Below are 12,673 nucleotides of genomic sequence, written 5' to 3' on the forward strand. Positions count from 1 at the left end.
ATGCTGGCCGGTGGCGTGGGGCGGCCGCGAGTGCTAGGAATCGCACATGCCGCAAGAATCCTCTCATCGTGTGGTGCTGATCGTCGACGAGAACTCCAACCCCTTCGAGATGAGCTGCGCCATCGAGATCTTCGGCCTGGACCGGCCGGAGCTGGGCCGACGGCTGTACGACTTCCGCCTGTGCGCGGCCGGATCGCATACGAGGATGAGGGACGGGTTCTTCACCCTGACCGGGGTCGCCGGTCTGGAGGCGGCCGAGGACGCGGACACCCTGATCGTGCCGAACCGGCCGGACACGGAGGTGCCGCGCGCCCCCGAGGTACTGGACACGATCAGGCGGGCCCATGCGCGGGGGGCCCGCCTGATCGGCTTCTGCTCGGGCGCGTTCACCATGGCGGAGGCGGGGCTGCTGGACGGGCGGCGGGCGGCCTGCCACTGGATGTGGGCGGAGTCCTTCCGGACCCGCTTCCCTCAGGTCCTCCTGGAGCCCGACGTGCTCTTCGTCGACGACGGCGACATCCTCACGGCATCCGGCAGCGCCTCGGCCCTCGACCTCGGCCTGCACGTCGTACGCCGTGACCACGGCGCCGAGATCGCCAACCACGTCTCCCGCCGCCTGGTCTTCGCCGCCCACCGCGACGGCGGCCAGCGCCAGTTCGTGGAACGCCCTGTGCCCGAGATCCGCGACGAGTCCCTCTCCCCCCTGCTGGCCTGGGCCCAGGAACGCCTGGGCGAGCCGCTCACGGTGGCCGACCTGGCGGCCCACGCCTCGGTCTCCCCGGCCACCCTCCACCGCCGCTTCCAGTCCCAGCTGGGCACGACCCCCCTGGCCTGGCTCACCAGCGAACGCGTCGCCCTGGCCTGCCGCCTGATCGAGCGGGGCGAGAACCGCCTGGAGGTCGTGGCCGAGCGCAGCGGCCTCGGCACGGCCGCCAACCTGCGTGCCCGGCTGCGCAGGGAGACGGGGCTCAGCCCTTCGGCGTATCGGCGGCGTTTCGGACCCGGAGCCGGGGAACCGGTGAGGGCATGAGATTCCAGGTGCGTGACCGGCTGCTCGGATTCGGTGAGGACTACTGGATCGAGGACGACAGCGGCGAGAAGGTGTACCTCGTCGACGGCAAGGCGATGCGGGTGCGGGACACCTTCGAGCTGAAGGACCGGCAGGGCCGGGTGCTGGTGGACATCCGGCAGAAGATGTTCGCCCTGCGGGACACGATGGTGATCGAGCGGGACGACGAGCCGCTCGCGACCATCCGGCGCAAGCGGCTGTCTCTGCTGCGCAACCACTACCGGGTGACCCTCGTCGACGGCACCGAGCTGGACGTCAGCGGCAAGATCGCCGACCGGGAGTTCGCGATCGAGTACGACGGTGAGCTGCTGGCCGTCGTGTCACGGCGGTGGCTGCACGTCCGGGACACCTACGGCCTGGACGTCGTACGGGACGACGCGGACCCCGCGCTGCTGATCGCGGTGACGGTGTGTGTGATCCACCTGGCGGAGAAGGAGCGCGAGGACTAGCTCCTCGGGGGCTCCAGACCCAGGACCCTGTCCTTCAGGGCCGGGAACTGGTCCCTCGTCGTCGCGACCTTGGCCGGGTCGAACTCCACCGTGAGGATCTCCTCGTCCGCCCCGGCCTGCGTCAGCACCTCGCCCCAGGGATCGACCACGATCGAGTGACCCGCCTGGGGAACTCCGGCGTGCGTCCCGGCCGTTCCGCAGGCAAGGACGAACGACTGGTTCTCCACCGCCCGCGCCTGAGCCAGCAGCGTCCAGTGGGCCCGCCGCCGCTCCGGCCAGCCCGCGGGAATGACGAGGGTCTCGGCGCCGGCGTCGACGAGACCACGGAAGAGTTCGGGGAAGCGGAGGTCGTAACAGGTCGCGAGGCCGAGGGTCGTCTCCGGCAGACGGACCGTCACCAGTTCCTCGCCCGCGCCCATCAGCACCGCCTCGCCCTTGTCGAAGCCGAAGCGGTGGATCTTGCGGTACGCGGCGACGAGGTCTCCGGAGGGGGAGAAGACCAGGGAGGTGTTGTACAGCGGCCCCTCTGGGTCACGTTCGGGGATCGAACCGGCGTGCAGCCACACGCCCGCGTCGCTCGCCGCCTTCGCCATCGCCTCGTACGTCGGCCCCTGAAGCGGCTCGGCCTCGCGCCCGAACTCCTCGTACGCGAAGGCCCCCGTGGTCCACAGCTCCGGCAGGACGACGAGGTCGGCCCCGGCCTGACCCCGTACCAGCGACGCGGCCCGCTGTCTGCGGGAGGCGACCGATTCGCCCTCGTCTACGGCGATCTGGATCAGAGAGGCGCGCACACTACCACCGTCCTGGCATTCGGGCCGTCGACACCGGCCTACGATCGTCACACGAAAGCACTGCCGGGGTGCCTCGCAGCAGCGTAACTTAGCGTTCCAAGACACCCGCCGACAGCCGCCACCTCCCACTGGCAACGCCGCCACCACCAGCCCGTGCACCGACCGCCGAGGGGTCCCGTTTCCGTGAGTCTGCATCCCACCCTCCAGCCCTACGCCGACGCCTGGACCCACTCCATCGACGCGATATCCGAGCTGGTGCAGCAGCTGGTGGAGGCCGACTGGAACCGTCGCACCCCCTGCCCGGGCTGGTCCGTGCGCGATGTCGTCTCGCATGTCATCGGCCTGGACAGCGAGATGCTCGGCGACCCGCGGCCCATCCACACGCTGCCGCGCGACCTGTTCCACGTCACCAACGACCACCAGCGCTACACGGAGATGCAGGTCGACGTCCGCCGCCACCACACGGCGCCGGAGATGACGGCCGAGCTGGAGTACACGGTCATCCGCCGCAACCGCCAGCTGCGCAACGAGTCCCGCGACCCCGGCACCAAGGTCCGCGGCCCGCTCGGCGCCGAGCTGACGCTCGAGGAGGCCATGCGCAACCACGCCTTCGAGATGTGGGTGCACGAGCAGGACCTGCGCACCGCCCTCGGCCGGCCCGGCGACCTCGACTCCCCCGGCGCGTACATCGTCCGTGACGTCCTGCTGGACGCCCTGCCCGAGGTCGTCGCCGTCCGCGCGAACGCCCCGCGCAGCTCCGCGGTCGTCTTCGACGTCCACGGCCCCGTCGAGTTCCTGCGCACCATCCGCATCGACATCCAGGGCCGCGGCAGCCTGGAGACCGTCCCGGCTCTCGGCCCTGCCGCGTCCTTCGCCCTCGACTGGGAGACGTACGTCCGCCTGGCCTGCGGCCGGGTGACGCCGGAGTCCGTGTCCGACCGGGTCAAGGCGGAAGGGGACCTGGAGCTGGCTTCGGCAATTCTGAGGAACTTCACGGTGACGCGGTGAGGCTCGGCTTCTTGAGGTGGTGAGTCGGGCGGTGGGTGGGCATAGGCCGGGGGTCTGGGGGCGGAGCCCCCAGGGCACGGACGCTGCCCGGCTTCACACAGGGACGTGGACGGAGGAGACCCTGCTGGCAACGAGCCGCTCCCGCTCCCGCCGGGCCGCGCGGCGGCGCAGCCGCAGTATCTGACCGACGCCGAGCGCCTGAAGGAAGAACACCACCGAGAAGGCGACCCGGTACTCGTCGCCCGTCGCGTCCAGCAGCACGCCCACCAGGAACAGAGTCGTCATCGAGGCGACGAACCCTCCCATGTTGGTGATGCCGGAGGCGGTGCCCTGCCGCTCGGGCGGATTCGCCGGACGCGCGAAGTCGAACCCGATCATCGACGCCGGCCCGCACGCCCCGAGCACCGCGCACAGCACGATCAGCAGCCACATCGGCGCCCGATCACCCGGCCAGTACAAGGTCACCGCCCACAACAGCGCCGTCGCCCCCACGGTCCCGAGCGCCAGCGGCAGCCGCGCCCCGTGATGCCGGGCGACGATCTGGCCGTAGACGAGCCCGATCGCCATGTTGGACAGCACCACCAGCGTCAGCAGCGACCCCGCCGTCCCCCGCGACAGCCCCTGCGCCTCGACCAGGAACGGAAGGCCCCACAGCAGCAGGAACACCATCGCCGGGAACTGGGTGGTGAAGTGCACCCACAGCCCCAGCCGGGTCCCGGGCTCCCGCCAGGACGCGGCGATCTGGCGACGGACGTACGCCGCACCCTGGTGCGGGACGGGCTCGGGCTCATGGCCCTCGGGGTGGTCCTTGAGGAACAGCAGCAACAGCACGAACACGACCACACCGGCCAGCGCGCTCCCGGCGAACGCGGCCGTCCAGCCGATGCCGTGCAGCAGCCGGGCCAGGACCAGCGTGGAGACGAGGTTGCCGGCCATGCCGACCAGACCGGCGAGCTGGGCGATCAGCGGCCCGCGCCGGGCCGGGAACCAGCGGGTGCCGAGCCGCAGCACGCTGATGAAGGTCATCGCGTCGCCGCAGCCGAGCAGCGCGCGCGAGGCGAGGGCTGTGCCGTAGGAGGGCGAGAAGGCGAAACCGAGCTGGCCGAGCGTGAAGAGGACGACGCCCAGGCCGAGCACCTTCTTGGTGCCGAGCCGGTCCACGAGCAGGCCGACGGGTATCTGCATCCCGGCGTAGACCAGCAGCTGGAGGATCGAGAACGTCGACAGGGCCGAGGCGTTCACATCGAATCGGTCGGCCGCGTCGAGGCCGGCCACCCCCAGCGACGTACGGAAGATGACGGCGACGAAGTAGACGGAGACGCCGATGCCCCAGACGGCCGCGGCGCGCCGGCCGCCGGGCGGGTCGCCCGGCAAGGTCGCTGAAGCCGAGGCCGAGCTCATCGCACCTCACCCCGGGCGAGGTGCGAGACCCAGCCGACGTGCCGGTGGACGAGGGAGACGGCCTCCTCGGCGTCGCCGGAGCGCAGCGCGTCGAGGATCTCCTGGTGCTCGGTGATGTTCTTGGCGATGCGGTCGGGGTGGGAGTGCATCACGGCGACGCCCATCCGCAGCTGGCGGTCGCGCAGTTGGTCGTAGAGGCGGGAGAGGATCGCGTTGCCGCCGCTGCGGACGATCTCGGCGTGGAAGCAGCGGTCGGTGACCGCGACGGCGGCCAGATCGCCGGCGGCGGCCTCGCGCTTCTGCCGTTCGAGGAGTTCCTCCAGGCGCTGGACGAGTCCGGCGGGGGCGGGGACCGCCTTGCGGGCGGCGTGCTCCTCGACGAGCAGCCGGGTCTCGACGACGTCCGCGATCTCCTGCGCGGAGACCGGCAGGACCAGGGCGCCCTTCTTCGGGTAGAGCTTGAGCAGGCCCTCGACCTCCAGCCGCAGCAGCGCCTCGCGCACCGGCGTGCGGGAGACCCCGACGGCCTCGGCGAGTTCGCCCTCGGTGAGCAGCGTGCCGCCTTCGTAGCGGCGGTCGAGGACGCCCTGCTTGACGTGGCTGTAGACGCGTTCGGCGGCGGGAGGTTGCTTTACGGCCATGGTCATGCCGACAGGATAGATACAACACGTACGCATGCGAGGGGCCGTCCACGATGCGGACGGGCGATTCTGGAAAGTCGGAGCGCAACCATTCCCCGATCTCGCGAGTCTCCCCTGTGCGGCCCTGTTGCCCCCTCTCAACTCGGCTGCATCAAAAGAGACTTAACCAACCATTCGGGGTAATCCTCTTGATGACTAGCATTTCGGGCGCCCGGATCCGCCAGGCGATCACGGTCGGCCTCACGACCGGCGCCATGCTCACCGCCGGCGCGGTCGCCGCCGCCCCCGCACAGGCACTCACGGTGCCGACGGTGTACGCCAAGGGCGCCTACGTCAGCGACGGAAGCGGCAGAACGCTCTACACCAAGAGCGCCGACGTCAAGCGCTCCACCGGCTCCACGACGAAGATCATGACGGCGAAGGTCGTGCTGTCGCAGCCGAACCTGAACCTGGACGCCAAGGTCACGATCCAGAAGGCGTACAGCGACTACGTCGTGTCGAGGAACGCCTCGCAGGCGCACCTCATCGTCGGCGACAAGGTCACCGTCCGTCAGCTGCTCTACGGTCTGATGCTGCCCTCGGGCTGCGACGCCGCCTACGCGCTGGCCGACAAGTTCGGCACCGGCACCACGCGTGCCGCGCGCGTGAGCTCGTTCATCTCCAAGATGAACACCACGGCGAAGAACCTGGGCATGACGAACACGCACTTCGACTCGTTCGACGGCATCAGCAACGGCTCCAACTACTCGACGCCGCGCGACCTCACCAAGCTCGCCCGCAGCGCGATGACGGGCTACACGTTCCGCACGATCGTCAAGACCAAGTCGTACACGGCCAAGACGATCACCAGCACGGGCACCACCCGCACGATGGCGCCCTGGACCAACACCAACCCGCTGCTCAGCTCCTACAGCGGCGCCACCGGCGTGAAGACCGGCTCCGGCCCCGAGGCCGGCTACTGCCTCGCCTTCTCCGCCACCCGCAGCGGCAAGACGGTCTACGGCGTCGTCCTGGCGTCCACCAACGCCACGACCCGCCAGTCGGACGCGACGAAGCTGCTCAACTACGGCTTCGCCAAGCAGGCCTGACGGTCACACAGCTTCATCTCTCAGGGCCCGCCGTGCTGGACACGGCGGGCCCTGTTGCAGCGAAATCCATTTGTACGACTTCTCGCCCCACCCCTACCGTCGAACCCATCGACGTGTAGCTCAGCAGCAGAGCGCCGGGCTTCCTACCCGGAGGGCGCGGGGGCAGCACCCGCCACGTCGGCTATGAACGACGACGCTGAGCAGCAGCATCCCGCCCAGGTGAACACCGGCTACGCGGCAGGCCAGTTGGCAGCCGCGCTCCGGACCGCGGCCACCCACGAGGACCCCGACACCCGGCGCCGCGCCGAGGAACGCGGCCAGAAGTGGCGTGCCGTGCTGGCCGGGATGGCAGGCGGCCTGCTGTCGGTCGGTTCGCGCACTCCCGTCGCGGGGCTGCCCGCCTGGGTGACGCCCGAGGTCGTCCGGGGCGGCTTCGCCACCGGCCGGCCGAGCGCGGGCGGCCCGCTGCTCGCCCATGAGATCGCCGCCGCCCGGCGCGCCGGGGTGCCCGAGGACCGGCAGGCGTTGTTCGCGTACTTCCTCTCCGAGGACGGGCTCGCCGAGCTCTGCGGCCTGCTCGACAGCGGGCGTTACGAGATCGGCGTGCCCGAGGAGGCGGCGCTGCTCACCGTCGCCTGGCTGGTCCGCGCCGGGGAGACCGACGCCGCGCTGGACCTCGTACAGGAGCTGGCGCCGTTCGCGGGGCGGCTGCGGTTCGCGCCCCGGCCCGCCGACCGGCCGGCGCCCGGGGCCGACGCCGTCCACCGCTCCACCGTCGCCGAGGCCCGCGCGTCCCTGGCCCGGCGGCAGCCGCGCACGGCCGTGGAGACCCAGCGCGAGGCCCTCGCCGTCTGGCAGCCCTTCAGTGACGAACTACTCACGCACTGGCTGGAGGTGACCGGCGAGGACGGCTGGATCCGCGTTCCGCAGGCCGGCCGCGGCCACGCCTGGCACAGCCGTTCCGCCGCACTCCTCGCCCGCTACCGCGACCTGGCCCGGGACCACACCCTGTGCACCAAGCACCGCAGCCCGAAGGAGAACCTCGGCATCCTGCGGGGCGCGCTGGAGGACGTCGTCGCCGGACGGCAGCTCGGTCCGCGGCGGCTCGGGCTGCTGGGGAACGCCCTGACCTCGATGGTCCGGCGGCGCGGACTGCCCGGCTCGGAGCGGCACTCCGCCCTGCGCCGGGAGCAGGCCGCCCAGGCCGCGCTGCCCTCGCACCACGCGCTGGCCCGGCTGGTGCACGACCGGCTGGCCGAGCTGCCCGCGCAGGACGGCATCGCGGAGGTCGGGCCGTTCGTCGCGGAGGTGAGCGGACCCGAGGCGGCCCGTACCGGGCTGCCCGCCGGCGCCGCGATCCCGGCTGCCGTACGGCGGCCCGTCGAGGTCGCCCTGAGCGCGCCGCTCGGCACGCTCGTCGAGCGTGGCATCGTGCCGTCGGCGGAGGTGCTGGCCACGTTCGTGCCGCAGCTCGTGGCCGCCGCCACCGCGCAGGCCCACCCGGACCCTGCGCTGCGCACCCTGGCCGCCGCGCACTACCGGGCCTTCCGGAGCCGCCGCTCGCTGCTGCTGCTCAACCTGGAGCGGCAGGTGCGGGCCGAGGAGCTGCCGTGGGTGCGGGCGGTCGCAGCGCACCGCGTCGACGGGGAGGCCGGTGACGTCGCCGCCGCCGCGCTGCGGCAGTTGGGCGGGCTGGCCGTGCAGGCCTTCCCGGGCACGATCCTGCCGAACCCGCTGGTCCGGGAGCTGTCCGTGCTCGCCCGGCAGGCGGACCTCGGCGCGCCCCTGGTGGAGGAGCTGGCCTCGGACATCTTCATGGGCACCTTCACCCCGAAGTTCCTCAGCTCCGCGCGCGTGGCCGCGGAGCTGCTGGGCGGCGGCTCCCTCTACGAGCGCTACTACGCCATCGACTACCGCGCCCTGCGCAACCTCGCGATCGTCGAGGCCGGTGAGGCGGCACAGCGGTCGTACGGGGCGCGTACGTCACCCGGGTTCGCCGAGCTGTGCAAGAAGCGGGCGGCACAGCTGGCACCCGGGTCGGGAGGCGGCTCGTGGGTCGCCGAGAACGGCACGGTGATCGAGCAGGCGCAGATCCTCACCACCCACAACCTGGCCACCCTGGTCCACCGGGTCGGCATCGCCCCCGGGTCGGGCTGGGACGAGCTGGCCCGGAGGTCCTTCACGACCGTGTGCCGGCTGACCGCGCGCGTCCATCACAACCCGCGGCCCCTGGGCACGATCAAGGACATCGCCTACGCCTGGCGGCAGATGCTGTTCCAGCTGTCACTGTGCACCCCGGGCGGGCGGGCCCGCACCCTGGCATGGCTACCAGGGGAGACGGCCCGCCACCCGTGGCACGTCGCCGTCCGGCTCGCCCCGGCGCTCACCGGTCTCCGCCAGGTCGCGGAGGGCGGCTCGGCCCGGGAGGGCGAGGGACGGATGCTGCTGGGCTGGAGCACCGGCGGCCACTGGCTGCGGCCGGACCCGGTGCTTCCCTCGGACGTGCCGGTCAGGCCCAGGTGATCAGCCGCTTGGGCTGCTCCAGGACCGCCGCCACATCGGCGAGGACCTTGGAGCCCAGCTCGCCGTCGACCAGGCGGTGGTCGAAGGACAGCGCCAGAGTGGTCACCTGACGCGGCTTGACCTTGCCCTTGTGGACCCACGGCTGGAGCTTGATCGCGCCGACCGCGAGGATCGCCGACTCGCCCGGGTTGAGGATCGGGGTGCCGGTGTCGACGCCGAACACGCCGACGTTGGTGATCGTCACCGTGCCGCCCTGCATCGCCGCGGGCGAGGTCTTGCCCTCGCGCGCGGTGGACACCAGCTCACCGAGCGCCTCCGCGAGCTGCGGGAGCGTCTTGGTGTGCGCGTCCTTGATGTTCGGGACGATCAGGCCACGCGGGGTGGCCGCGGCGATGCCCAGGTTGACGTAGTGCTTGAGCACGATCTCCTGGTTCGCCTCGTCCCAGGACGCGTTGACGTCCGGGTTGCGCTTGATGGCGACCAGCAGGGCCTTGGCGATCAGCAGCAGCGGGTTGACCCGCAGCCCCTGCATGTCCTTGTCCTGCTTCAGCTCCTCGACGAGCTTCATCGTGCGCGTGACGTCGACCGTGACGAACTCGGTGACATGCGGCGCGGTGAACGCCGAGCCGACCATCGCCGCGGCCGTCGCCTTGCGGACGCCCTTGACCGGGATCCGCGTCTCGCGCGTGGTGTCGTACGTCGCCACCGGCGCGGGGGCGGGGGCGGCCTGGGCGGCGGCCGGAGCCGGGGCCGGGGCGGCCGTCGGCGCGGGAGCCTGGGCCGCAGCGGCCGGGGCCGCCGCCGCGTGGACGTCCTCGCGGGTGATGATGCCGTCCGGGCCGGTCGGGGTGACCGCGGCCAGGTCGACGCCGAGGTCCTTGGCGAGCTTGCGCACCGGCGGCTTGGCCAGCGGGCGGTCCTTGCCCGCCTGGGCCGGGGCGGCGGCCGGGGCTGCGGGGGCGTGGCCGTTGAGCTCGGTCTGGATCGCCGTGGACGCCTGGGCCGGCACCTCCGGGCCCTTGCGCGGGCGGCGCTTGGTGGAGGTGGTGGCGACGCCGTAGCCGACGAGGACCGGCTGACGGCCCTGCGGCTCGGGCTCCTCGGCGACGGCCTCCGCGGCAGCCTGCGCCGGCTGCTCGACGGGGGCCTGCGCGGGCGCGGACTCGGGCGCGGCTCCGCCCGAGACGTCCACCGCGATGATGGACGTGCCCACGTCGACCGTGGTGCCCTCGGGGAAGTGCAGGGAGCGCACCACACCGTCGTAGGGGATGGGCAGTTCGACGGCCGCCTTGGCGGTCTCGACCTCGCACACCACCTGGCCGTCGGTGACGGTGTCACCGGGCTGGACGTACCACTTGAGGATCTCGGCCTCGGTGAGCCCCTCGCCCACGTCCGGCATCTTGAACTCGCGTACGGACGCTTCAGTCATCGTCGTCACGACCCTCTCCTCAGTACGCCAGGGCACGGTCGACGGCGTCGAGCACCCGGTCCAGGCCCGGCAGGTACTCCTCCTCCAGGCGCGCCGGCGGGTACGGGGCGTGGTAGCCGCCGACCCGGAGCACCGGGGCCTCCAGGTGGTAGAAGCAGCGCTCGGTGATCCGGGCGGCGATCTCCGCGCCGGAGCCGAAGAACACCGGCGCCTCGTGGACCACGACCAGACGGCGGGTCTTCTCGACCGAGGCCTGGATGGAGTCGAAGTCGAGCGGCGAGACCGAGCGCAGGTCCAGGACCTCCAGGTTCCGCCCCTCCTCGGCGGCCGCGGCGGCGACCTCCAGGCAGGTCTTCACCATCGGGCCGTACGCGGCGAGGGTCAGGTCGGTGCCCTCGCGCACCACCTGCGCCTTGTGCAGCGGGCCGGGGATGGCCTCGGTGTTGACCTCGGCCTTGTCCCAGTAGCGGCGCTTGGGCTCGAAGAAGATCACCGGGTCGTCGCTCTGGATGGCCTGCTGCATCATCCAGTACGCGTCGGAGGCGTTCGACGGGGAGACGATCTTCAGGCCCGCCACGTGCGCGAACAGCGCCTCGGGGGACTCGGAGTGGTGCTCGACCGCGCCGATGCCACCGCCGTAGGGGATGCGCACGACGACCGGCAGCTTGACCTTGCCGAGCGAGCGGGCGTGCATCTTCGCGAGCTGAGTGACGATCTGGTCGTAGGCCGGGAAGACGAAGCCGTCGAACTGGATCTCCACCACCGGGCGGTAGCCGCGCAGGGCGAGGCCGATCGCGGTGCCGACGATGCCGGACTCCGCGAGCGGGGTGTCGATGACGCGGGACTCGCCGAAGTCCTTCTGCAGGCCGTCGGTCACCCGGAACACGCCGCCGAGCTTGCCGACGTCCTCGCCCATGACGAGGACCTTCGGGTCGGCGTCCAGAGCGCGGCGCAGCGATTCGTTGATCGCCTTGGCCAGAGCCATCTTTTCCGCTGCCATGATCAGACCCCCTCTACGTCCGCGAACGACGCCTGGTAGGCGGCGAACTGGGCGCGTTCCTCGTCGACGAGCGCGTGCCCGTCCGCGTACACGTTCTCGAAGATGGCGAAGTGGTCCGGGTCCGGCATGGCACGGACCGCTTCGCGCACTCGCCTGCCCAACGCCTCGGACTCGGCCTCCAGTTCCGCGAAAAATCCCTCGTCCGCGTGGTTTGAGGCCTCCAGATAGCGGCGAAGGCGCAGGATCGGGTCCTTGGCCTCCCACGCCTGACGCTCCTCGTCACCGCGGTAGCGGGTGGGGTCGTCGGAGGTGGTGTGGGCGCCCATGCGGTAGGTGAAGGCCTCGACCAGGGTCGGGCCCTCGCCGTTGCGGGCGCGCTCCAGCGCCTGCTTGGTGACCGCGAGGCAGGCCAGGACGTCGTTGCCGTCGACGCGGACGCCGGGGAAGCCGTAGCCCTGCGCGCGCTGGTAGAGCGGGACGCGGGTCTGCTTCTCGGTGGGCTCGGAGATCGCCCACTGGTTGTTCTGGCAGAAGAACACCACCGGCGCGTTGTAGACCGCGGCGAAGGTGAAGGACTCCGCGACGTCGCCCTGGCTGGAGGCGCCGTCGCCGAAGTAGGCGATGACCGCCGAGTCCGCGCCGTCCTTGGCGACACCCATGGCGTAGCCGGTGGCGTGCAGCGTCTGCGAGCCGATGACGATCGTGTACAGGTGGAAGTTGTTGCTGTTGGGGTCCCAGCCGCCGTTGTTCACGCCGCGGAACATGCCGAGCAGGTTGGTCGGGTCGACGCCGCGGCACCAGGCCACGCCGTGCTCGCGGTAGGTCGGGAAGACGTAGTCGTCCTCGCGGGTGGCACGGCCGGAGCCGATCTGGGCGGCCTCCTGGCCCAGCAGCGAGGCCCACAGGCCCAGCTCGCCCTGGCGCTGCAGAGAGGTGGCCTCGGCGTCGAAGCGCCGGGTGAGCACCATGTCGCGGTACAGGCCGCGGAGCTCTTCGGGGGTGATGCCGTCGACGTAGCCGTCGTACTCGGCGTTCTTGACGCGCTCGCCCTCGGGCGTCAGCAGCTGCACGAGCTCAGGGTCGGTGCCCTTCTTGGCGCTCGTGCGGGTGGTGCGCTTGGTGCCGGTGGTGCCGGCCTTGCTTGCGGCGCCGCCTCGCGGCTTGCGCGCGGCAGTGCTCTCCACGCTCACGTGTGCTCCTCCGTCGGTCCGGCTACCCGGGTTCGCCGGGTGCCAGTGCGGCTCGCCTGCTGGCCCAGGGGACGCACGGGGTGG

General features: G+C 71.7%; 11 protein-coding genes and 1 tRNA gene. 6 read left to right on the top strand and 6 right to left on the bottom strand.

Annotated elements, in window-relative coordinates; genetic code table 11:
• Window positions 1–46 precede the first annotated feature (46 nt).
• Together RKD23_RS18500 and RKD23_RS18505 are read left to right on the top strand one after the other, a co-directional pair.
• Window positions 47–1,030, top strand: coding sequence for a GlxA family transcriptional regulator (locus tag RKD23_RS18500; RefSeq protein WP_424854677.1), 984 nt, complete (start codon window positions 47–49; stop codon window positions 1,028–1,030).
• Window positions 1,027–1,518: an LURP-one-related/scramblase family protein gene (locus RKD23_RS18505; RefSeq protein ID WP_424854678.1), complete on the top strand. Its 492-nt coding sequence runs from the start codon at window positions 1,027–1,029 to the stop codon at window positions 1,516–1,518. The genes RKD23_RS18500 and RKD23_RS18505 overlap by 4 nt, the downstream gene beginning before the upstream one ends.
• Here RKD23_RS18505 and RKD23_RS18510 read toward each other — a convergent pair.
• Window positions 1,515–2,309, bottom strand: coding sequence for a carbon-nitrogen family hydrolase (locus RKD23_RS18510; RefSeq protein WP_424854679.1), 795 nt, complete (start codon window positions 2,307–2,309; stop codon window positions 1,515–1,517). The genes RKD23_RS18505 and RKD23_RS18510 overlap by 4 nt on opposite strands.
• 183 nt (window positions 2,310–2,492) lie before the next feature.
• Here RKD23_RS18510 and RKD23_RS18515 point away from each other — a divergent pair, with 183 nt between their 5' ends.
• Entirely contained in the window at window positions 2,493–3,317 is an 825-nt protein-coding gene (locus tag RKD23_RS18515; protein ID WP_424854680.1) for a maleylpyruvate isomerase family mycothiol-dependent enzyme, read from the top strand.
• 93 nt (window positions 3,318–3,410) lie between these two features.
• Here the strand turns inward: RKD23_RS18515 and RKD23_RS18520 are convergent, their stop codons facing one another.
• Window positions 3,411–4,718, bottom strand: coding sequence for an MFS transporter (locus tag RKD23_RS18520; protein WP_424854681.1), 1,308 nt, complete (start codon window positions 4,716–4,718; stop codon window positions 3,411–3,413).
• A complete protein-coding gene (locus RKD23_RS18525; RefSeq protein WP_424854682.1) occupies window positions 4,715–5,365 on the bottom strand; it encodes a GntR family transcriptional regulator in 651 nt (216 codons plus the stop codon). Before RKD23_RS18525 ends, RKD23_RS18520 begins: the two co-directional genes overlap by 4 nt.
• Window positions 5,366–5,550: 185 nt before the next feature.
• Between RKD23_RS18525 and RKD23_RS18530 the strand changes: the two genes are divergently transcribed.
• From RKD23_RS18530 to RKD23_RS18540, 3 genes are all read left to right on the top strand, one after another.
• The gene (locus RKD23_RS18530) at window positions 5,551–6,447 is read left to right on the top strand and encodes a D-alanyl-D-alanine carboxypeptidase family protein (RefSeq protein WP_424854683.1); all 897 of its coding nucleotides are present in this window, start codon (window positions 5,551–5,553) and stop codon (window positions 6,445–6,447) included.
• 109 nt (window positions 6,448–6,556) lie between these two features.
• A tRNA-Gly gene (locus RKD23_RS18535) sits at window positions 6,557–6,628 on the top strand.
• A 2-nt stretch (window positions 6,629–6,630) separates the two neighbouring features.
• The gene (locus RKD23_RS18540; protein WP_424854684.1) at window positions 6,631–8,970 is read left to right on the top strand and encodes a hypothetical protein; all 2,340 of its coding nucleotides are present in this window, start codon (window positions 6,631–6,633) and stop codon (window positions 8,968–8,970) included.
• Here RKD23_RS18540 and RKD23_RS18545 read toward each other — a convergent pair.
• The 3 genes from RKD23_RS18545 to pdhA are packed head-to-tail and all read right to left on the bottom strand — an operon-like array spanning window position 8,957 to window position 12,589.
• Window positions 8,957–10,408 (bottom strand): dihydrolipoamide acetyltransferase family protein, encoded by a 1,452-nt coding sequence (locus RKD23_RS18545; RefSeq protein ID WP_424854685.1) that lies wholly within the window; start codon window positions 10,406–10,408, stop codon window positions 8,957–8,959. The two genes, RKD23_RS18540 and RKD23_RS18545, sit on opposite strands and share 14 nt — an antisense overlap.
• 10 nt (window positions 10,409–10,418) lie before the next feature.
• Window positions 10,419–11,399, bottom strand: coding sequence for an alpha-ketoacid dehydrogenase subunit beta (locus RKD23_RS18550; RefSeq protein WP_404037179.1), 981 nt, complete (start codon window positions 11,397–11,399; stop codon window positions 10,419–10,421).
• A gap of 2 nt (window positions 11,400–11,401) precedes the next feature.
• Window positions 11,402–12,589: a pyruvate dehydrogenase (acetyl-transferring) E1 component subunit alpha gene (gene pdhA, locus RKD23_RS18555; RefSeq protein ID WP_424854686.1), complete on the bottom strand. Its 1,188-nt coding sequence runs from the start codon at window positions 12,587–12,589 to the stop codon at window positions 11,402–11,404.
• Window positions 12,590–12,673: the final 84 nt, after the last annotated feature.

The organism is Streptomyces sp. SAI-170, assembly GCF_049739565.1.
Classification (GTDB): Bacteria; Actinomycetota; Actinomycetes; order Streptomycetales; family Streptomycetaceae; genus Streptomyces.

Coding starts and splice junctions, on each gene's coding strand:
- RKD23_RS18500 (WP_424854677.1), top strand. CDS start 47: ATGCCGCAAGAATCCTCTCATCGTGTGGTGCTGATCGTCGACGAGAAC.
- RKD23_RS18505 (WP_424854678.1), top strand. CDS start 1,027: ATGAGATTCCAGGTGCGTGACCGGCTGCTCGGATTCGGTGAGGACTAC.
- RKD23_RS18520 (WP_424854681.1), bottom strand. CDS start 4,718: ATGAGCTCGGCCTCGGCTTCAGCGACCTTGCCGGGCGACCCGCCCGGC.
- RKD23_RS18525 (WP_424854682.1), bottom strand. CDS start 5,365: ATGACCATGGCCGTAAAGCAACCTCCCGCCGCCGAACGCGTCTACAGC.
- RKD23_RS18530 (WP_424854683.1), top strand. CDS start 5,551: ATGACTAGCATTTCGGGCGCCCGGATCCGCCAGGCGATCACGGTCGGC.
- RKD23_RS18540 (WP_424854684.1), top strand. CDS start 6,631: ATGAACGACGACGCTGAGCAGCAGCATCCCGCCCAGGTGAACACCGGC.
- RKD23_RS18550 (WP_404037179.1), bottom strand. CDS start 11,399: ATGGCAGCGGAAAAGATGGCTCTGGCCAAGGCGATCAACGAATCGCTG.